Origin of the sequence: Gilliamella sp. W8123, from assembly GCF_016101085.1 — a bacterium.
GTDB classification, from domain to species: Bacteria; Pseudomonadota; Gammaproteobacteria; order Enterobacterales; family Orbaceae; genus Gilliamella; species Gilliamella apis.
The window spans coordinates 1-19,811 of sequence record NZ_JACFRE010000010.1 but is presented as its reverse complement, the minus strand read 5'-3'; the positions used below and the strand labels follow the sequence as shown (position 1 = coordinate 19,811).

General features: G+C 35.9%; 17 protein-coding genes. 7 read left to right on the top strand and 10 right to left on the bottom strand.

The window, feature by feature from the left end:
• Nucleotides 1–5 precede the first annotated feature (5 nt).
• The 7 genes from cysZ to H3T56_RS10775 all read right to left on the bottom strand — a co-directional run bounded on the left by cysZ (nt 6) and on the right by H3T56_RS10775 (nt 6,769).
• Nucleotides 6–818: a sulfate transporter CysZ gene (cysZ, locus tag H3T56_RS10805; protein WP_198192999.1), complete on the bottom strand. Its 813-nt coding sequence runs from the start codon at nt 816–818 to the stop codon at nt 6–8.
• Nucleotides 819–925: 107 nt separating this feature from the next.
• Nucleotides 926–2,860, bottom strand: coding sequence for a tRNA(Met) cytidine acetyltransferase TmcA domain-containing protein (locus H3T56_RS10800; RefSeq protein WP_198192971.1), 1,935 nt, complete (start codon nt 2,858–2,860; stop codon nt 926–928).
• A gap of 3 nt (nt 2,861–2,863) precedes the next feature.
• Nucleotides 2,864–3,319: a DUF441 domain-containing protein gene (locus H3T56_RS10795; protein WP_198192969.1), complete on the bottom strand. Its 456-nt coding sequence runs from the start codon at nt 3,317–3,319 to the stop codon at nt 2,864–2,866.
• A complete protein-coding gene (purC, locus tag H3T56_RS10790; RefSeq protein ID WP_198192967.1) occupies nt 3,319–4,029 on the bottom strand; it encodes a phosphoribosylaminoimidazolesuccinocarboxamide synthase in 711 nt (236 codons plus the stop codon). Before purC ends, H3T56_RS10795 begins: the two co-directional genes overlap by 1 nt.
• Before the next feature lie 199 nt (nt 4,030–4,228).
• Nucleotides 4,229–4,999 carry an outer membrane protein assembly factor BamC gene (gene bamC, locus H3T56_RS10785; protein ID WP_065614263.1) on the bottom strand — a complete coding sequence of 257 codons (771 nt, stop codon included), beginning with the start codon at nt 4,997–4,999 and terminating at the stop codon, nt 4,229–4,231.
• Between the two features lie 36 nt (nt 5,000–5,035).
• Nucleotides 5,036–5,914: a 4-hydroxy-tetrahydrodipicolinate synthase gene (dapA, locus tag H3T56_RS10780; protein WP_034903451.1), complete on the bottom strand. Its 879-nt coding sequence runs from the start codon at nt 5,912–5,914 to the stop codon at nt 5,036–5,038.
• Nucleotides 5,915–6,010: 96 nt separating this feature from the next.
• A complete protein-coding gene (locus tag H3T56_RS10775) occupies nt 6,011–6,769 on the bottom strand; it encodes a Nif3-like dinuclear metal center hexameric protein (protein ID WP_198192966.1) in 759 nt (252 codons plus the stop codon).
• 223 nt (nt 6,770–6,992) lie between these two features.
• Here H3T56_RS10775 and fbp point away from each other — a divergent pair, with 223 nt between their 5' ends.
• Together fbp and rnt are read left to right on the top strand one after the other, a co-directional pair.
• On the top strand, nt 6,993–7,994 hold the full coding sequence (gene fbp / locus H3T56_RS10770) for a class 1 fructose-bisphosphatase (protein ID WP_034903444.1): 1,002 nt from the start codon (nt 6,993–6,995) through the stop codon (nt 7,992–7,994).
• Nucleotides 7,995–8,349: 355 nt separating this feature from the next.
• Entirely contained in the window at nt 8,350–9,015 is a 666-nt protein-coding gene (gene rnt, locus H3T56_RS10765; RefSeq protein WP_199283322.1) for a ribonuclease T, read from the top strand.
• A gap of 115 nt (nt 9,016–9,130) precedes the next feature.
• On the opposite strand, the gene H3T56_RS10760 is transcribed toward rnt, so the two are convergent.
• Nucleotides 9,131–9,457: a Grx4 family monothiol glutaredoxin gene (locus tag H3T56_RS10760; protein WP_034903461.1), complete on the bottom strand. Its 327-nt coding sequence runs from the start codon at nt 9,455–9,457 to the stop codon at nt 9,131–9,133.
• A gap of 310 nt (nt 9,458–9,767) precedes the next feature.
• Here H3T56_RS10760 and H3T56_RS10755 point away from each other — a divergent pair, with 310 nt between their 5' ends.
• From H3T56_RS10755 to H3T56_RS10735, 5 genes are read left to right on the top strand one after another with little or no spacing between them, the layout of a single operon-like run.
• A complete protein-coding gene (locus H3T56_RS10755) occupies nt 9,768–10,943 on the top strand; it encodes a pyridoxal phosphate-dependent aminotransferase (protein ID WP_198192964.1) in 1,176 nt (391 codons plus the stop codon).
• Entirely contained in the window at nt 10,928–11,746 is an 819-nt protein-coding gene (locus H3T56_RS10750) for a MetQ/NlpA family ABC transporter substrate-binding protein (protein WP_034904026.1), read from the top strand. Before H3T56_RS10755 ends, H3T56_RS10750 begins: the two co-directional genes overlap by 16 nt.
• A gap of 2 nt (nt 11,747–11,748) precedes the next feature.
• Nucleotides 11,749–12,768 carry a methionine ABC transporter ATP-binding protein gene (locus H3T56_RS10745; protein WP_086361263.1) on the top strand — a complete coding sequence of 340 codons (1,020 nt, stop codon included), beginning with the start codon at nt 11,749–11,751 and terminating at the stop codon, nt 12,766–12,768.
• Nucleotides 12,768–13,439, top strand: coding sequence for a methionine ABC transporter permease (locus H3T56_RS10740; protein WP_366939966.1), 672 nt, complete (start codon nt 12,768–12,770; stop codon nt 13,437–13,439). The genes H3T56_RS10745 and H3T56_RS10740 overlap by 1 nt, the downstream gene beginning before the upstream one ends.
• A gap of 13 nt (nt 13,440–13,452) precedes the next feature.
• Nucleotides 13,453–14,811 (top strand): FAD-binding oxidoreductase, encoded by a 1,359-nt coding sequence (locus H3T56_RS10735; RefSeq protein WP_198192962.1) that lies wholly within the window; start codon nt 13,453–13,455, stop codon nt 14,809–14,811.
• Between the two features lie 748 nt (nt 14,812–15,559).
• On the opposite strand, the gene H3T56_RS10730 is transcribed toward H3T56_RS10735, so the two are convergent.
• Complete coding sequence (locus H3T56_RS10730; protein WP_198192961.1) at nt 15,560–16,978, bottom strand: hypothetical protein; 1,419 nt, start codon at nt 16,976–16,978, stop codon at nt 15,560–15,562.
• Nucleotides 16,979–18,212: 1,234 nt separating this feature from the next.
• Nucleotides 18,213–19,562, bottom strand: a complete 1,350-nt coding sequence (locus H3T56_RS10725) for a hypothetical protein (protein WP_198192960.1) — start codon at nt 19,560–19,562, stop codon at nt 18,213–18,215.
• Nucleotides 19,563–19,811: the final 249 nt, after the last annotated feature.

The following is a 19,811-nucleotide window of genomic DNA, read 5'->3' as shown; positions in this document are numbered from 1 at the left end:
TTTATCTATTGTCGAAAATCATTACTTTGACTAGCAAAAACAGCTTGGTGACGATAACGATCTACCCACATTGCTGTCGCACCACAAACCGCAATTGGCATAATAATTAAATTAAATAACGGCACCATGGTAAAAAAGCTAATTAATATGCCAAATAATAAATTATCTCCTCGATGTTGTTTTAATAATTGGCGCATACGCACAAAAGATACCTTATGATTATCAAATGCATAATCAGCATATTGAATATTGATCTGCCATGCGGTAAATAAAAACCAAACTATTGGGGTAACTGATTGGCCTATGACAGGAATAAAGTAGCTAAGTAAAATTGGAATTGCCCACAACAAATAATTAGCTAACTTTTGTAATTCCCGTTTTAAAATTCGTGGCAGATCTTTAATCAAACTGATCCATGAAGTATCAGGTGCCGGAATTCCGGTTAATTGTGCTTCGACCTGCTCAGCAAGCAAGCCATTAAAAGGAGCTGCAATAATGTTAGTGATAGTACTAAAAAAATAACAAAATAAGATTACCAAGGTCAAAATCACAATAAAACTGATAATATAACCTAACCAATGTAGCCAACTAGGTAAAAATGATAAACCCCAGTCAACCATGCCAGTAATTGAGACAAAAAACCAATAAAAAAGTGCCGACATAATAATGATATTAGCAAGTAATGGTAAGAAGACAAACCGTTTTAGGCCAGGGCTAAATGCTAATGTCCATCCTTCAAAAAAATATTCAATACCACTTTTTGGTTTTCGACTTTGGTTAGGATTTGAATATTGATGATTCGATTGTTGTTCTAACATAGATGTTGTCACAATTTATTCCTTTTACATTAATTTGGCGACATTTTAAACGTAGATTAAATTCGACAGCAATACACTTTACGCTTTTTAGTATTAAATTAATTGATTTACATACAGTCAGGTTGGTTATTCGTAAACCATGATTTGACTTCATGTTTAATTGACTTAATTAATTGATTACGGCCAGTTAATTGATATTGTTTTATTAATTCTGACTCACTAATCTTGTGCAGCACTAATGCTTTAAGTAATGGCATTGGTGTTTTACTATGGTTAACATTTGTATTAGCCAAACGACACAATGAAGCATAACAAGCTTCAAACGGTCGATGATAATCACAAAATCCCTGTAAAACTTGATAATCATCTAAAGATAAATTTTGCTGATCATCAATTGTTAACAATTGATTAAACGGCAAATCAATAATCGACGCAAGCCAATAGGCATTACGTTGTAAACGTTGTACTAAACGTTGTGTAAGCAGATGGCCTTGCTGAGTAATTGGCTTTATTGCCATCATAGAATAACTACCTGAATTAGCTTGTTTATGGCTAGCAATGTGTACCAATACAAAACCACAAGCAAGCCAAAACTGATAATTTGCTTCACTGTAAGCAAAACTAACTGAAATAAAATCATTATCATTTATCGTTGCATGTTGATAAATATGCTGTACTAAATGTCTTGCTATCTTTTGACGTCGATAAGGTTCAATAACCGCAATACGGTTAATTCTAACCGACTTAAGTTTAGCTGCCAGTTTTTCACCTGCATGAGCTACCAGTGATTGTGCAACTAAATTACCTTTAGGTCGGCGAATACCTCGCCATACATCATCAATTAACTTATTTGGCAAATTACCTTCATTAATCGTTACTGCTGCTGCAATAAGTTGTTCGTTATGGTTGACTTGCCAAGCCGATAAATTTTCTGCATCAAATAACCTTCTTAAATCAACTAATGTTGTTTGATAATGCGCCATTTTCAATAAATAAAAAATTGATTTTAGTGCGTCAATATCATGCCTTTCAGTGATAGAATAGCTAATTGTATGTTCATCAATTTCCGATTTTATATCGCTAGTTGATACGCCATTGAGTAATAACTTATCAGTTAACCGTTCTAAATCATCGTTATCTTGCCAACGGATTGGTTTATCTAAATAAAATTTCTTAGTGAATTGTGTTTTCAATAGCTTTAATAAAAAACCTTGCCCAGTACCTTCATAACCTTCTACTGTGGTTGTCAGTAAAATTTTGCTTTGTTTAGACAATGCCAATTGCAATATTTTTTCTAGCATTGGTAATGGAATCATGGCAGCTTCATCAATAATTATCCAATCAGGAAATTGATGATCATTCATGACCGTTAATTGATCAGGTGCATAGAATGATATATCAGCCTCAGCAAACTGGAAAAAAGTAACTAATGCATTTTTATTGGGTGCTGTTACCCAACATCTCCGATGATGAGTAAACAACCCTGCTAATGCTGATTTTCCACGACCTCGTTTAGCTATTAATATATTTAGTGAACTATCACTTTGCAATAATTGTGTTAATACTATTTGCTGTTGAGTTACATCACTATCTTGATTATCCAAGGATTGAATAATTGGCATATCAACATCTGCAAATTCCAACAATGTTTGCTGTAAATGGCGAATAAAATTAGGTACCATAATTGGGGTGATTGATTCATTCCAACGTAAACTATCTCGATCAACCCAATTAGAATAACTTTCAGGTAGAAGTAAAATAAGGACACTATTTTTAATTAAGGTACCTGCTAACATAGCAAAAGCATCCAGATTAAAACCGTCAGTAGCATCAAAAATGGCATGCTTGAACTCTTGCCCAAGTAAAGATTTAGTTTGATTTGGATTAATATAATGGTGAATAGAGTCCGATAAATCAGTCTGCATAGTGACCGTAATCCAATCACCAGGATATTGATTAATTATAGCGTTAATTTGATTAAGTAATTGGGTACGACAACCTTGTAACACCCATAATTTTCTGGTGCTATTAGGATTTAGCATTAATTAACTTTTTCCAATTAGTAGTGACAATATACCAGCTGCAATTAAAGGTCCAACTGGCACGCCTTTGAAAAAAGCAACCCCAATCAAGGTACCAATAATTAAACCATTAACAATAGTGGGATGTGCACCAATTAATGATATTCCTCGAGTACCTAACCATGACACCAAGATACCAACTAAAATCGCTAAAATCGATTGCCAAGTAGTAAATGATTTTAAAATTTCAGTGATTTTTAATGATCCATCAGCCAAAGGAACCATCATTGCTGCGGTTAAGATAACAATACCAATGGTTAAGCCATATTGATTTAAGAACGGAAAATAGCTTGCTAGTGGTGTTAATTTAAATAACAACAGTAGCAACACCGCAAAGGTCACTGTGTTATTATTCGTAATATAACACAGTGCAGCTAAACCTAATAAAAGAAAGAAAGAGATATCAAATTGGGCAAACATTAAAGTGGAACACCAATACGTTTGGCAACCTCTTCATAAGCCTCAATAACACCACCAAGGCCTTGACGGAAGCGATCTTTATCCATTTTTTTCAAGGTTTCTTTTTCCCATAGACGACAACCATCTGGCGAGAACTCATCACCTAAAGTAATTTCACCCTTAAATAAACCAAACTCTAACTTATAATCAACCAGAATTAAGCCCGCTTTATCAAATAGTTCAGTTAAAACGGTATTGATTTTAAAGCTAAGCTCCTTCATGGTAGCTAACTGTTCGTCAGAGGCCCAACCGAAGGATTTACAGTGTGACTCATTAACCATTGGGTCATGTAGTGCATCATTTTTTAAGAAAAGTTCAAATGTTGGTGGATTAAGGATTTTGCCCTCTTCAACACCTAAACGTTTAACTAATGAACCAGCAGCACGGTTACGCACCACACATTCAACTGGTACCATATCAAGTTTTTTAACTAATACTTCATTGTCTGATAATAGGGCTTCAACTTGAGTTGGAATACCTGCTTCTCGCAACTTTGTCATAATAAAATAGTTAAATTTATTATTCACCATCCCCTTACGATCTAACTGCTCAATGCGCAGTCCATCAAAGGCCGACGTATCATTACGAAACTCAAGTATTAATAAATCAGGATTGTCAGTGGTGTAAACAGTTTTTGCTTTACCACGATAAAGCTCAGCCAACTTCTTCATGTTTATAACCTTATATCAAATTGCCAATAAATAATTAAGGAGCTATTCGCCCCTTAATTTCAAATCAAGTATTGTTACCTTATTGTATAATCTTCCATTATAGTATCAATAAAGTTAACCAAAAGTTACTCCACTATTGGGTTAAATAGGTTTTATGCTGTTTTAACTCATTTAGATGATAAATAATCGGATCGTTAAATTAGCGATCGTTTCTGATGCTATCACGGATCTCATCTTTAAGATCTTCTTTTAACGTTTTATTTGGATCTGATTCTTTATCATCTTTTTTGTCTTCATCTGTTTTTTCTTTAACCGGTACGGTTCGTAGCGATTCAGGAGCGACATCATCCATTATTTGATTAAATAATCCAACGACATAACGCTGAACTTCGATCGGTTGCGACATAAGATTTTCATTACCGCGTGTTAATGTATCCAACACCATGGTAATTGTTTCTGTTTCACCTAATATTTGACGTTTAAAAATATATGATGCATCAACCGGTTGTTGTTCATCACCTCGAGCAATAATAGAATTACCTGTTTTAATCGTATTATTGTCACTTGTGATAATCGAAATATTTTGTTTCGCTAATGAGTTTGGGATATTATTCCAAATACCATAACTAATTGGTGCATTGAACGTTACCGTTCCATTATTATAAATCACAAACGCATCATCAATTGTAGGAATCGGCACCGTCGGTGGACGAATATCAAGTTGTTTACCTAATGCACCTTCAATATCGTTGTTATCGACATAAAAATCACCGGCTTCTACTGGTACAGAAACACCTTCAGGAATAACTAACGCTTTTAAGGGCGGTGAGTTAAGGTAGTCATCATTACCTTCAACTTCTCGTTTATAACTTTGATCACTACTACAGCCAACAAGAAATATAGAAGCAAATGCAGATAAAATAGCTATTTTTTTAAAGGCTTTGCATTTTAATACAGTTTTATTCAACATAAATTCCTGCTTATAAATTAAGGGTTATAGTTAATTTTACAGTAAATTAGCATCTTTTAATGCTTGCTCAACTACCGGAATAGCTGCATCACTTAATGGGACTAATGGTAAACGTATAGTGCCATTTGCCATTAAACCTAATCGGGTACAAGCCCATTTTGCAGGAGTTGGATTAGGTTCAATAAATAAATTTGTATGTAACGCCATTAAAGTATCATTTAAAGCTCTAGCTTGTTGAATTTGATTATTAATTGCCAACTCATAAACCGTTGCTACTTGTTTGGCTGCCACATTAGCGGTAACAGAAATAACCCCATTACCCCCTAAAATAATGAAATCTAAGAAAGTTGCATCATCACCACTTAATAACTTAAACTCATCGCCAACCAATTTACGCGTTTTGTATACACGAGAAAGATCGCCTGTTGCATCCTTTAATGCCACAATATTGTTAATTTTTGCTAACCGACCTACAGTTTCTGGCTTAATATCACTACAAGTTCGACCTGGTACATTATAAAGGATTTGCGGTAATGCGGTATTCTCTGCGATAGCTTTAAAATGTTGGTATAGGCCTTCTTGGGTTGGTTTATTATAATAAGGTGCCACAGTTAAACAGCCTACCACACCAATATTTTCAACTTGACGAGTTAATTCGATCGCTTCTTTGGTAGCATTTGAACCAGTACCAGCAATAATATTAATGCGACCATCAGCATAATCGATAGTCCGTTTAATAACATCAATATGTTCATGATGATTGAGTGTTGCGGATTCGCCAGTAGTTCCTACTGAAACAATAGCAGAAGTACCACTTTCAATATGATATTCGACCAATTTTTTTAAGCTTACATGGTCGACATTGCCTTTCGTATCCATTGGAGTAACAAGTGCGACCAGACTTCCTGTAAACATAAAGCAACCTCTCATATTTTTGGTTGTTAAAACAACTTAAAGATTAAAAAAACTGCGAATAAGTATGCGATATTTCTTATTTAAATTCAACATTTGTTATGCAGGATTATCAATATCAACGAAAATAATTTCTAACTCATAGTGTTCTGATAACCATTCGCCTAATTTTTTGATACCACAACGCTCAGTTGCATGATGACCAGCGGCATAAAAGTTAATACCATATTCACGAGCAATATGAATAGTACGTTCAGATACTTCACCAGTGAAAAAAGCATCAACGCCTTGCTGAGCAGCTGATTCAATAAAATCTTGACCTCCACCACTACACCATGCCACTCGATTAATTACCGCTGGCGCATTATCACCACAAAATAGCACTGAAGTTTGGCCATTATGCAATTTTTGCTCGAGTTTCTGTTTGAACTCAAGCGCAGTAAGTGGATTATGTAAAGAACCTTTGAATAACAGATCGGTAATATCCTCACGCTTATCAACTGCAATATCCAACATTTGCCCTAGCAATACATTATTACCTAAAACAGGATGGCCATCTAATGGCAGGTGATAACTATATAAATTAATATCATGTTTGAGTAAGGTTTTCATACGATGATATTTAATTCCGGTAATAGTTTGTGGTTCATTCTTCCAAAAATAGCCATGATGAACCAACACCGCATCAGCATTAAGTTCCACGGCTTTATCTAACAATAATTGGCAAGCAGTGACCCCTGTCACAATTTTTTTAACTTCCGATCGTCCTTGAACCTGTAATCCATTTGGTGCATAGTCATGATATCTTGTCACTTGTAATTCATTATTAATGACTCTTTGAAGTTCAAATTGATGCAAAATAACCTCACTTTTTAAATTTAATCCGCTCTATGCATGAAAAACACAGATGGAATCAAACATTTTGAATTAATTAAACTTTTTTCACGCAAAAAACTAACTAACGACAAGCTAATTATAGTCGCTTTCTCAAAATATCTCACGTATATTATCGAAAATAGATTTCGATTTAACTATTGAAATTTATATTATACAAACATTGATATAAAGGATTTATTAAACAATGAAAACCCTCGGTGAATTTATTATTGAAAAACAAGCAGAGTTCCCTCATGCTACAGGAGAATTAACCGCCCTTATTTCGGCGATTAAATTAGGTGCTAAGGTTATTAATCGAGATATAAATAAAGCAGGATTAATTGATATTTTAGGCGAAAATGGTGCAGCAAATATTCAAGGTGAAAAACAGATGAAACTTGATGTTTTTGCTAATGAAACGTTAAAAAATGCACTTGAAGCTCGAGGAGTCGTAGCAGGTATAGCATCTGAAGAAGAAGATAATTTGGTTATTTTTGGTAAAGATCGCGCAACCGAAGGAAAATATGTCGTGTTAATGGATCCACTTGATGGTTCATCAAATATTGATGTAAATGTATCGGTCGGTACAATTTTTTCAATTTATCACAGAATTACCCAAATAGGCACCCCTATTTCAGAACAAGATTTTTTGCAACCTGGTTATAAACAAGTCGCTGCTGGTTATATTATTTACGGGTCATCGACTATGTTAGTTTATACTACAGGTTGTGGTGTACATGCTTTTACTTATGACCCTTCATTGGGCGTTTTTTGCTTATCCCATGAAAATGTCCGTTTCCCAAAACAAGCAACTACCTATTCGATTAATGAAGGTTACTATTCTAAATTTCCTACCGGAGTCAAAAAATATATCAAGTATTGCCAAGAAGAGGATGATAAGACACATCGCCCTTACACTTCACGTTATATCGGTTCATTAGTGTCTGATTTTCATCGAAACCTATTAAAAGGTGGTATCTATATCTACCCTAATACAGCTCAATACCCTAAAGGTAAAATCCGCTTGTTATATGAAGCAAATCCAATGGCTTTTTTAGCAGAACAAGCTGGAGGAAAAGCAACTAACGGATACCAACGAATTTTAGATATGGAACCAGAGCAATTACACCAACGTACACCATTTTTTGTAGGCATTAAATCAATGGTGGATGACGCCGATCGTTTTATGGCCGAATATAAAGATTGATACTTAGATGAATGATAAATTAATTTATCATTCATCATATTATTTAAATAACTTATTATTTAAATAAATTAGCCAACATTGTGTAATTTATTGTTATGTTTTTTTATAGGCTTAATTATCATAATTAAGTTAATCGTAATTATTATTCAATTCCTTTAGCGAGACATTTAATATTTCCATATATAAAAAATAACTTAGGCAATCTAAGCAAAATTTTCTCAAATAATATCTTAAGCTTCCTACGCTTCCATTTTTTGATCAAAGTGAACTGGTTAAAAATTACGGTTAATCTAGTCGAAATAAGCAAAAACTGGCATAATAGCCGACAATTTTTGCAGAAATAAGACAATGTATTGTGCCAAACGCTAAATTATGTGAACGCTTTCGTGGTTTCTATCCTGTTGTAATTGATATTGAAACATCAGGCTTTGATCCTAATCAAAATGCAATTTTAGAAATTGCAGCTATTACGTTAAAAATGGATGAAAAGGGCTTTTTAGCACCCGATGAAACACTACAATTCAATGTAAACCCATTTGAAAATGCAATTTTGGAGCCGACAGCTTTAGCATTTAATGGTATTGATCCTAATAATCCATTACGTGATGCAGTTGATGAAAAAGTTGCATTAGAAGCGATATTTAAACTCGTGAGAAATGGTATTAAGGCCAATGACTGTAGCCGAGCAGTTATTGTTGCTCATAATGCTCATTTCGACCATAGCTTTTTAATGGCAGCATCAGAACGAGCAGGCATAAAACGTAATCCTTTCCACCCTTTTGCTACTTTTGACACTGCTTCGCTTAGTGGATTAGTGTTTGGTCAAACCGTTCTCGCTAAAGCGTGTGAAGCAGCGGAAATGCCATTCGATCATAAACAAGCTCATAGTGCCTTATACGATACCGAAAAAACAGCAATTTTATTTTGTGAAATAGTTAATCGCTTTAAACGACTTGGCGGTTGGCCATTACCGCATAACGATCAGCAAACTAAAGCAGAAACTGAGCAGCCATTAGATTAAAAACAAAGTCAAAAGTATAAATAAAAAAGAGAGTTGCGAACTCTCCTTTTTACATACACTTTTTTTACATACACTCTTTTTTTACATCCTGCTTTTTTATAGACAAAATAAACAATTATGGTTTATGTTTTTCAGCAGTCTGTTTGATCAAGGTCTGCAATTCACCAGTCTGAAACATTTCTAACATAATGTCACAACCACCCACTAATTCACCTTCAACCCAAAGTTGCGGGAAAGTTGGCCAATTTGCATATTTTGGTAATTCAGCTCGAATATCGGGATTTTGTAAAATATCGACATAGGCAAAAGGTACGCCACATTGTGATAATACTTGAACCGCTTGTGCTGAAAATCCACAACTTGGTAATTTTGGCGACCCTTTCATATAAAGAAGAATCGGATTTTCGGCAATTTGTCGTTTAATCTTATCAAGCGTTGTCAATTCAGTTGTCATTAGGTTGATTCCTTAATATGTCATAACAATAAGATTGCTATTTTAACGTAGAATAAGAGCAAGTTATACAGGTTTATTTGTTTACTTTGATAGAAAAATATAAATTATGAGTTCCCTTTTTTCATAAATTTCTCGTTTAAAAAAATGCTCTCCTCAAAATTTTTTGCATAACTAATATCAATTATTAACTTTGTTATAAAAAAAAAATATAACTATATATAAATATATTATTTAACAGCTAAATTAAGTTTTTATATTATAATCACTTGCTTCATAATTTTAATAAACAAAAAAAACAATGCATAAATTAGCCAATCGACTCGATCACTTTTCTGATTCAGTTATCCGTCGGATGACTCGGATCGCTAATCAATATCAAGCAATCAATTTATCACAAGGGTTTCCTGATTTTGACCCACCTAAGCCTTTAATTGATGCGTTAAAACAAGCTGCGGATGATGGCCCTCATCAATATGAAATCACATGGGGTTCGGCCGAGTTTCGACATCTATTAGCAAAAAAACAACAAAATTTAATGAATATTGATATCAATCCAGATGAAAATGTGCTGGTAACATGCGGTAGTACCGAAGCAATGATGTGCGCAGTGATGACAGTCTGTAATCCGAAAGATAAAGTGATTATCTTTTCGCCTTTTTATGAGAATTACGGCGCGGATGCTATTTTGTCTGATGCGACGCCAATTTATGTACCGCTAATTCCACCAACGTTTGAATTTGATAAGCAACAACTACGGCAAGCTTTTGAGCAAGGAGCCAAAGCGTTAATTTTATGTAATCCTAGCAATCCTTGTGGCAAGGTATTTACCAAAGCAGAACTTGACTATATTAGCCAACTAGCTATCGAATTTGATGCTTACATTATTACCGATGAAGTGTACGAACATATGGTTTATGCACCACATCAACATCTTTATTTAGCCAGTTTTCCTAATATGAAAGAGCGAACAATTTGCTGTAGCTCACTATCGAAAACCTATTCGATAACTGGCTGGCGACTTGGCTATATTATTGCTGATAAGAAAATTATTGATGGTTGTAAGATGATTCATGATTTTCTTACCGTTGGTGCTGCAGCACCATTACAAAAAGCTGCTTGTGCTGGATTAGCTTTAGGTGAAGATTATTACCAAAAATTAACCCAAATCTATACTGATAAACGTCGTTTATTTTTAAAGGGATTAGATGACTTAGGACTTACTTATTATGAACCTCAAGGTGCTTATTATGTATTAGTTGATATTTCAGAGATTAATCCTTTTAACACTGATTTTGAATTTTGCGAATGGCTAATTAAAGAGGTTGGTGTAGCTGCCGTGCCAGGCTCCGCCTTTTTTAAGCACCCTGAATATCGCTATATTCGCTTCCATTTTGCAAAACAAGAACCAACGCTAATTGCAGCTTTAGAAAGATTATCCAAACTCAAGGAAAAATTATCATGTTTAAAAAACTAATTGTGGCTAGTTTAGCTATTTTATCGTCCCTAATTGTCTTAACTGGTTGTGACAATGCTAAAAAAGAAAATCAAATTACCGTAGGTGTTGCCGCTGGGCCATATGGTGATATGTTTAAACAAGCTATCGCACCAGGTCTTGAAAAGAAAGGTTATCAAGTAGAAATTCGTGAATTTAGCGATTATGTTCAACCAAACTTAGCACTAGCTAATAAAGAGATCGATGTTAATTTGTTTCAACATTTAACTTACCTTAATAACTTTAAACAAGCGCGCAATTTAGATATCACTGCTGTTGGCTTTGTACCAACTGCGGGGGCTGGAATTTATTCAAATAAAATTACTGACTTTTCGCAATTAAAACAAGGTGATCAAGTCACGATAGCTAACGACGTGACCAATGAAGCTCGAGCATTACGTATTTTAGAAGCTGCTGGATTAATTAAACTCGATCCAAATGTGGATAAAAATAATCTCACCCCTAACAACGTAATCGAAAATCGTTATGGTTTAAATATAGTCCCCATTGAAGCACCACAAACACCACGTTCTTTAGATAGTGCTGTTTTATCAGTAGTTAATGGCAATTATGCCATCGGTGCTGGATTAGATCTTTCAAAAGCACTTTATCAAGAAGTATTAGATAAAGATCTTAAAAATGTTATTGCGATTCGCAATGAATCTAAAGATAAATTAGGCAAAGACATTATCGAAGTACTTAAATCACCAGAATTTGCTCAAGTGATTAATGATAAAAATGGTATTTTCTATACCTTCCAAAAACCAGATTATCAGTTATTTTAATTATGCAAACTAACCCATTAATTCAGGTAAAAGATGTTTCGGTAAGATTCGAAGCAAACCAGCAAGTGATTGAAGCCGTAAAAAAGGTCTCATTTGATGTTAATCAAGGTGAGATCTTCGGTATTATCGGCTCGAGCGGTGCAGGTAAAAGTACATTAGTAAGAACCCTTAATCGACTTGCTGATCCCTCTTCCGGACAAATCATTATCAATGGCGTTGACATAAAAACCTTGCACGGTCGTCAACTGCAAGCATTTCGTTTTCAAGTTGGGATGATTTTTCAAAACTTTAATTTGGCGACATCGAAAACCGTCTATGAAAATATTGCATTTGTGCTCAAAGCAGCCGGAAAAAAAGGCGATACTGTAAAAAATAGAGTCAACGAATTACTTGCTTTAGTTGGGTTAAGTGATAAAGCTAATGCCTACCCTGCCGAACTCAGTGGTGGGCAAAAGCAGCGAGTTGGCATTGCTAGAGCGCTTGCCAATGATGCAAAAATTCTATTGTGTGACGAAGCGACCAGTGCATTAGATCCAACTACCACTAGCGCAATACTTGATTTATTAAAAGAGCTTAATCAAAAATTTGCATTGACCATAGTACTCATTACTCATGAAATCGATGTGGTTAAAAAGATCTGTCATCGAGTTGCAGTAATGTCACAGGGCGAAATAGTGGAAATGAATACTACTTTTAATCTGTTTGCCTGCCCTAAACAGCCCTTCACGCAAGAATTTCTCAATATTGATGAAAACACTCATTTACCTGATATCATCAAACAAAATGCCAAAGGCAAATTGGTACGTTTGCGTTATATTAACGAAAACACTACCCAACCAATACTATATCAATCAGCAATTGAAACTCAAGTGGCATTCAATATCTTGCATGGTTTTATAGAGTATTTTGATAACCAAGCGTTAGGTAATTTGGTGATCGAAATTATTGGGGAACCTGATAATATTCAAAAACTGATAACAAAGTTAGCACAGCAAGAAGTTATTATTGAGGAAATAAATTAATGATAAAGCTCACCATTGCCGAAATGGCGCAAATGTTATGGCAAGCAGCTTACGAAACATTTATCATGGTAAGTTGGTCATTATTAGCTGGTCTAATATTCGGTACACTCATAGGTTTATTGCTGTTTTTAATGTCAAATCAATTCTTTTTCAAAAACAGAATTATCAATAGTATCGCTAATTTTATCATCAATGCCACTCGTTCAATTCCTTTTTTGATTTTAATGGTTACCGTACTACCTTTGGGAGCGTTACTCGTCGGCACGACTGTAGGCCCCAAAGCGGTAATTTTTCCTCTTTCACTTGCAGCTATCGCATTTTATGCTAGGTTAGCTGAAAATGCATTTAGTCAAATAGATAAAGGGGTGATAGAAGCAGCGGTAGCAAGTGGGGCATCGCATATCCGCATTATATTCGGTATTTTATTTCCAGAAGCGATGGCACAATTGATTCGACACGCAACGGTTACCACCATTTCGCTTATTAGTTTTAGCTCAATGGCGGGGGTTGTTGGCGGTGGTGGTATTGGTGACTTAGCCATTCGTTATGGTTATCAACGCTATGTAACCGAAATCCTCATTTTATGTATTATTATTCTTATTTTTATTGTGATGGTGATTCAATATCTTGGCGACAAGTTAGCTAACCACTTCGATAAAAGTTATAAATAGTCGGTAATTCAGCATGAACAAACTCACAGACATTATTACAGATCCTAAACGTATCATTGCAAAAAATGCTATTCCACAATCGCATTTAACTGATGGTTTAAAATTAAAATATGGCTATGCCGACATATTAGTCTACCCCAAAACTACAGCAGAAGTAGCTGGCATTGTTAAATACGCTAATAGCAACAATCTTAATATTACTACCCGTGGTGCTGGCACTAACTTAGTCGGTTCCACTATTCCTAATGGCGGTATTATTCTTGATTTATCGATGATGAATCATATTGTGGAACTAGACAAGCAAACCTTCACCGTCACTGTACAATCGGGTATTTTACTGCAAGACCTGCAACAGTTTGTTGAACAACATGACCTTTTTTACCCGCCAGATCCGGGCGCTAAAAATGCCACCGTTGGTGGTAATATCAGTACTAATGCTGGTGGTATGCGGGCGGTAAAATATGGTGTGACTCGAGATTATGTGCAAGCAATTGAAGTTGTAATGGCTGATGGTAGTGTGTTAAATATTGGCAGTAAAAATGTTAAAGACAACACTGGACTAGCCTTAAAACACCTTTTTATCGGCAGTGAAGGTACTTTAGGTATTATCACACAATGTACTTTAAAACTGATAGCCAAACCGAAAGTATCACAAACTTTTATTGTTGGTTTTAACACTATTGAACAAGCTATTAACAGTATTACCACCGTATTACATACCCTTACACCTACTGCATTGGAGTTTGTTGAACGTAAAGTCGCACAGTGGGGTGAACAGTACTCAGGCTTTAAATTCCCACTACCAAATAGCCAAGCTTATCTAATTATTATGCTTGATGGTTCCGATCTACAAACCATTGAACAACAACGCAAACAACTGCTAGCAAATTTAGGCGGGTGTGACTATTTTGTTGCTCAAGATAGCAATCAAACCAGTCAAATCTGGACGATTCGTGGTTCGCTAGTACGTGCAGTTGAAGCAATCACCGAACAAGATCCGATTGATATTGTGGTACCAATAAATCGCATTAGCGATTTTATCAATTTCACCAAACAGCTAGAAGCACAAACTCAAATGCGCATGTTAGCCTTTGGTCATGCTGGTGATGGTAACATTCATCTATGCATTTTGCGTGATAATCGTGATGACAAACAATGGCAATCTGATCTGCAAAATGTTCACCAAGCGCTTTATCAAAAATGTCTTGAATTAGGAGGATTGCCTTCAGCAGAACATGGCATCGGAACGGCGAAAGTAAGTTATTACAATGCTGCCATTCCTGAAGCAAATCGCCAATTAATGCGTGCAATTAAACAACAGTTTGATCCTAAAAACTTACTGAATAATCAGGTCTATATGACTGCAATTTAATTGTACAACTATTAATGTTCTAATAGTTTATAGTAGATATAATGATATTAATCAGAGTTAAAACGCTTATATAAGCGTTTTAATTATTTCATAGATAAATTTGAGAACAGCGAGTTTTATATACTAAAAATCCATTTTAATTACTAACTAAAAAGCCTACACGGTAGTGAACTAGAATCCGATATACTATAAATGTTGTTGGCAAAAAGGCAAAGTCCATTTTTACCAATAAAAACCCTTTTTTTAAGTGATTTTTTAATATATTGATTTTTAATTATTTTATTTTATGTTAAAAAAAAGGGTTAGCAATAAGTAGGAATTTAAGTTTCAAAAACCCCGTTCCTCAAAATTTCTTGGTTGTTTGGGTTTCGGACGTTTTGTTGTTTTGTGGTTGTTTCTATACGGTGATTACGTCCGAGTTAAGAGGGTTGGCGCCAACCCTCTTTACAATCTCCCGCGGCGACTACGCAAGTGGTCACGATGTGACTGCCTTCCGCCTGCGTTCGCTCTTAACGCACCGACTGTGATTTGTTCCTGACAAAACACAGCCTTGGCAAACATCCCTGTTTGCCATGCTAACCTCACGCAGTTGTCAGCACGTTGCGGATGTCGCGCCACAAAATCGTTTTTTATCGCCCACTTCGTTAACGTCAACGCCATTGCCTTGACAGGGCGCAATGATCGTTTAATGTCCTAATGTTATTTTTCTTATCCTCAGCTTTAATACCTAAAAACTAAGAAATAATAGTTAAGGATAGACACAGAGTCCGCACACACGCCAGTTAGGCTCATAAGACTCAGAAATTGTTTTTATTCTACCTTCGTCGGGGTCAACCCATATAAAATATCGGTTATCATTACTCGAATCCTTATCCGCCCAATATGACTTAGCGCCGAAGTTGGCCTCAGGGTAATAATAATGTCTTGAGGAGGAAATGCCGCCATCGCCATCCGTATCCCATTCCGGGAAAAATCCTGCACCAATGTGACGCCGCATATAATTATCGGGTGACGAAGACGTTCCAACTACTACTTCTACATTATTAAAACAACCATATGGACCATTGAAATTACAACGCGCATTAGTTAATTCCTTGGCCTTTGGAAGACGGTATTCTCCAATCTTATTACACCAAGATTTCGTATTAGAATAGGTATAGGAATATCCATAATTACTACCATATCCACGATTAACAAACCACTGCTTTAACTCAAATCCATATTTGACCACCGCATTACCACTGCTATCACGACCGACTAACTCAAATACCTGAGGTAAAGATGGTCTGGCGATTCTACCTGGATTTTCTGAGGCCCATTGATTACGGTCTGTAACGGCAGGACCTGTTAGGGTGACTTTAACGCTGGTACTTGTTGAATCGGTCATAGTAGCCGTAATACCACCATGAGAAACCGTAGCCCAAGATAAGGCCTGATTAGTGCCGGTAATAAGTAAATCAAAAAACAACTTATGAGCACCAGTAGTTGGAAAGTTTAAACCATAAGACGATGGTGTAACTGACTGTGTTAGAAAACCCTTATTACGGTCCCAAACGGCAGCAGAAAGCCCCCTATTAATATGGTCTACGTTAGGTTTGGCAAAACAAACCGCTGGCGATGCCTTAGGATTAATATAATAAGTGGCATTACCTGCTGTAAAACGACTTTCATTAGGTACCCCATAACGTGTTTTTAATCTACCTTCACCATAAGATAAGGTTAATTGATATGGCGCTTTACAAATAGTCAGTACTTCATTACGGGAAACAGCTTGATTATTTTTATCGACAATGGATACCCATAAACTACCGGTAGCGGTGACACCATTATCTCCCTGACCATCACCATCATCATCACCCCAATAATTATACGGTGCGCCAATAAGTGAACTTAATGCAATAGATCTAGTATTCCTTGGTACTAACATACCAATATCCGCAAAACTCTGACCAGCAACAGGTAAAACGATAGGATTTCTTTCTGAATTATTGGTTGTCGGAGTAAATCTTCTACCATCAGAAAGCGATATCCCAAGTAGCGCTGCGGTATTTGTGACCCGGGTGCGACCACCATCAAAGGTTAAATAAGGCGCTGAACCTTGAATAATATTGGTCGTTTTAGCGGTTAATGCATAATTAGTAAAAGAGATAGACTGTAAAACAACCATGGTTAATACCAAAACCATCTGCCGGGATAAACAGACTAAATTAAGAAATTTTGAAAAATTTTGCGAGAATTTCGGAAATTTGGGAAATTGCTGAAATAATAAACTGCAGTGAAATAATAAACGGTGTGAGCTTAACTTTAGAGAGGTGAAATTATAGGTTGGGCAGGTTGCGTGTTGCGTGTTGCGTGTTGAAAATTATAATCCATATCAGATATCCTTGTCAATCCAATTTTATGATTTATTTAAAATTTTAAGCCTAACGGCATAAAATTTATCCATTCGTATAAATATGCTATAAAAGTATAGTGATTGCAAAAAACCATGCAACTTTTTTTGATGGTTTAATTGTTAACTTTTGTAAAGAAGAACACTAATAGCTCGAAAAGAGCATCGATTATTTGCTGTTTATTAGAAATAATATACCCTTTATCCCCTTTTAAAAAATCACCATTTTTAACCTACTCAATAAGCAGTGTACTTCTTGATGTTACCCATGCCACCACTTATATATTTCTTACTACCTACACGGTAGTGAACTTACTCTGCCGTTCTGTTGTTCAACGATATAATTTCTAAACTACCTACACGGTAGTGAACAGCGACAGCACCGATTATTAGTAATGCCCCGTGTTTCTAAGCTACCTACACGGTAGTGAACTAGATATCAGTCTGAGTACTGATATCTCAATATTTCTAAGCTACCTACACGGTAGTGAACTAGAATCCAATATACTATAAATGTTGTTGGCAAAAAGGCAAAGTCCATTTTTACCAATAAAAACCCTTTTTTTGAGCCATTTTCAACATATTGATTTTTAATAATTTTATTTTAAGTTAAAAAAAGGGTTAGCAATAAGTAGGAATTTAAGTTTCAAAAACCCCGTTCCTCAAAATTTTTTAGTTGTTTTAGTTTCGGACGTTTGTTGTTTTGTGGTTATTTCTATACGGTGATTACGTCCGAGTTAAGAGGGTTGGCGCGAACCCTCTTTACAATCTCCCGCGGCGACCACGCAAGTGGTCACGATGTGACTGCCTTCCGCCTTCGTTCGCTGTTAACGCACCGGCTGTGATTTGTTCCTGACAAATCACAGCCTTGGCAAACATCCCTGTTTGCCATGCTAACCTCGCTCAGTTGTCAGCACATTGCGAATGTCGCGACACAAAATCGTTTTTATCGTCCTAACATTATTTTTCTTATCCTCAGCTTCAATAGCTAAGAACTAAAAAATAATAGCTAAGGATAGACACAGAGTCCGGCGAAGGTGGCTCTATCCCAATTAGAGTAAATTATTCTACCCCATTGAGTTCTACTCATGATAACCAAAAAAATTCTTGCATTATCACCAATACTATTATTCACCCTATCTTTCGTCCAATAGCCGGAGTAGATGAAGTTGGCTCCAGTGTAATTGGGTATCCCCCCCCATTCCGCTATCAATCCTCCACCAATGTTACGCAGGAAGTGATTCCCATTATTAGGTGGTAAACCTGGTACACAAGCTCCTTCATATGTACAAGTCCCAAGAGTTAAATCCTTGACCGCTGGGAGACGGTAGCCACTAGGGCACCAAAATCTTATATCATTGTAGTTATTTTTATTATAAGTACCACGATTAACAAACCACTGCTTTAACACAAATCCATATTTGACCACCGCATTACCACTGCTATCTCGACCAACTAACTCAAATGTCTGCGGTAAAGATGGTTTGTCGAATCTACCTCCATATTGTGATTGCCATTGCGATGGTGTAGCAACAGGACCCGTTAGGGTGACTCGAACACTGGTACTTGTTGAATCGGTCATCGTCGCCGTAATACCACCATGAGAAACTGCCTCCCAAGATAAGGCCTGATTATTACCAACAATATCTAAATCAAAATACAAATTATTAGCACCAGTAGTCGGAAAGTTTAAACCATAAGACGATGGCGTAACTGATTGTATTAGAAAACCCTTCTCACGGTCATAAACGGCAGCAGAAGGACCTATATTCCCTAAGTTAGGTTTTGCAAAACAAATCGCTGGCGTTTCCTTATTAGGATTAATATAATAAGTCGCATTACCTGCACTAAAACGACTTTCATTAGGTACCCCATAACGTGTTGTTAATCTACCTTCACCATTAGATAAGGTTAATTTATATGGCGCTTTACAAATATTAAGCACTTCATTACGGGCAACAGGATTATTGTCTTTATCAGCAATAGATAAATATAAACGACCGGTAGCGGTGATACCATTAACTCCCTGACCATCGCCATCATCATCCCCCCAATAATTATACGGTGTGCCAATAAGTGAACTTAATTCAATAGAATTAGTATCCGTTGGTACTAACATACCAATATCGGCAAAACTCTGACCAGCAACAGGTAACTCGATAGGATTTCTTACTGAATTATTGGTTGTCGGAGTAAATGTTCTTCCATCAGAAAGCGATATCCCGAGTAGCGCTGCGGTATTTGTTACCCGGGTTCGACCTCCATCAAAGGTTAAATAAGGGGCTGAGCCATAAATAATATTGGTCGTTTTAGTGGTTAATGCATAATTAGAAAAAGAGATAGACTGTAAAACAACCATAGTTAATACCAAAACCATCGGCCGAGATAAAAAGACTAAACCAAGAAATTTTGAAAAATTTTGCCGAAATTTCGGAAATCGCTGAAAGAATAGATTGCAGTGAAATAATAAACGGTATGAGCTTAACTTTAGAAAGGTGAAATTATAAGTTGGGCAGGTTGCGTGTTGCGTGTTGCGTGTTGAAAATTATAATCCATATCAGATATCCTTGTCAATCCAATTTTATGATTTATTTAAAATTTTAAGCCT

Bases quoted from the DNA above. Each gene is read 5' to 3' on its own strand.
- bamC (WP_065614263.1), bottom strand. From the start codon at position 4,999: ATGTTGAATAAAACTGTATTAAAATGCAAAGCCTTTAAAAAAATAGCT.
- H3T56_RS10735 (WP_198192962.1), top strand. From the start codon at position 13,453: ATGAACAAACTCACAGACATTATTACAGATCCTAAACGTATCATTGCA.
- H3T56_RS10730 (WP_198192961.1), bottom strand. From the start codon at position 16,978: ATGGTTGTTTTACAGTCTATCTCTTTTACTAATTATGCATTAACCGCT.
- cysZ (WP_198192999.1), bottom strand. From the start codon at position 818: ATGTTAGAACAACAATCGAATCATCAATATTCAAATCCTAACCAAAGT.
- H3T56_RS10795 (WP_198192969.1), bottom strand. From the start codon at position 3,319: ATGTTTGCCCAATTTGATATCTCTTTCTTTCTTTTATTAGGTTTAGCT.
- H3T56_RS10750 (WP_034904026.1), top strand. From the start codon at position 10,928: ATGTTTAAAAAACTAATTGTGGCTAGTTTAGCTATTTTATCGTCCCTA.
- H3T56_RS10755 (WP_198192964.1), top strand. From the start codon at position 9,768: ATGCATAAATTAGCCAATCGACTCGATCACTTTTCTGATTCAGTTATC.
- dapA (WP_034903451.1), bottom strand. From the start codon at position 5,914: ATGTTTACAGGAAGTCTGGTCGCACTTGTTACTCCAATGGATACGAAA.
- H3T56_RS10740 (WP_366939966.1), top strand. From the start codon at position 12,768: ATGATAAAGCTCACCATTGCCGAAATGGCGCAAATGTTATGGCAAGCA.
- H3T56_RS10745 (WP_086361263.1), top strand. From the start codon at position 11,749: ATGCAAACTAACCCATTAATTCAGGTAAAAGATGTTTCGGTAAGATTC.
- H3T56_RS10800 (WP_198192971.1), bottom strand. From the start codon at position 2,860: ATGCTAAATCCTAATAGCACCAGAAAATTATGGGTGTTACAAGGTTGT.
- purC (WP_198192967.1), bottom strand. From the start codon at position 4,029: ATGAAGAAGTTGGCTGAGCTTTATCGTGGTAAAGCAAAAACTGTTTAC.
- fbp (WP_034903444.1), top strand. From the start codon at position 6,993: ATGAAAACCCTCGGTGAATTTATTATTGAAAAACAAGCAGAGTTCCCT.
- H3T56_RS10725 (WP_198192960.1), bottom strand. From the start codon at position 19,562: ATGGTTGTTTTACAGTCTATCTCTTTTTCTAATTATGCATTAACCACT.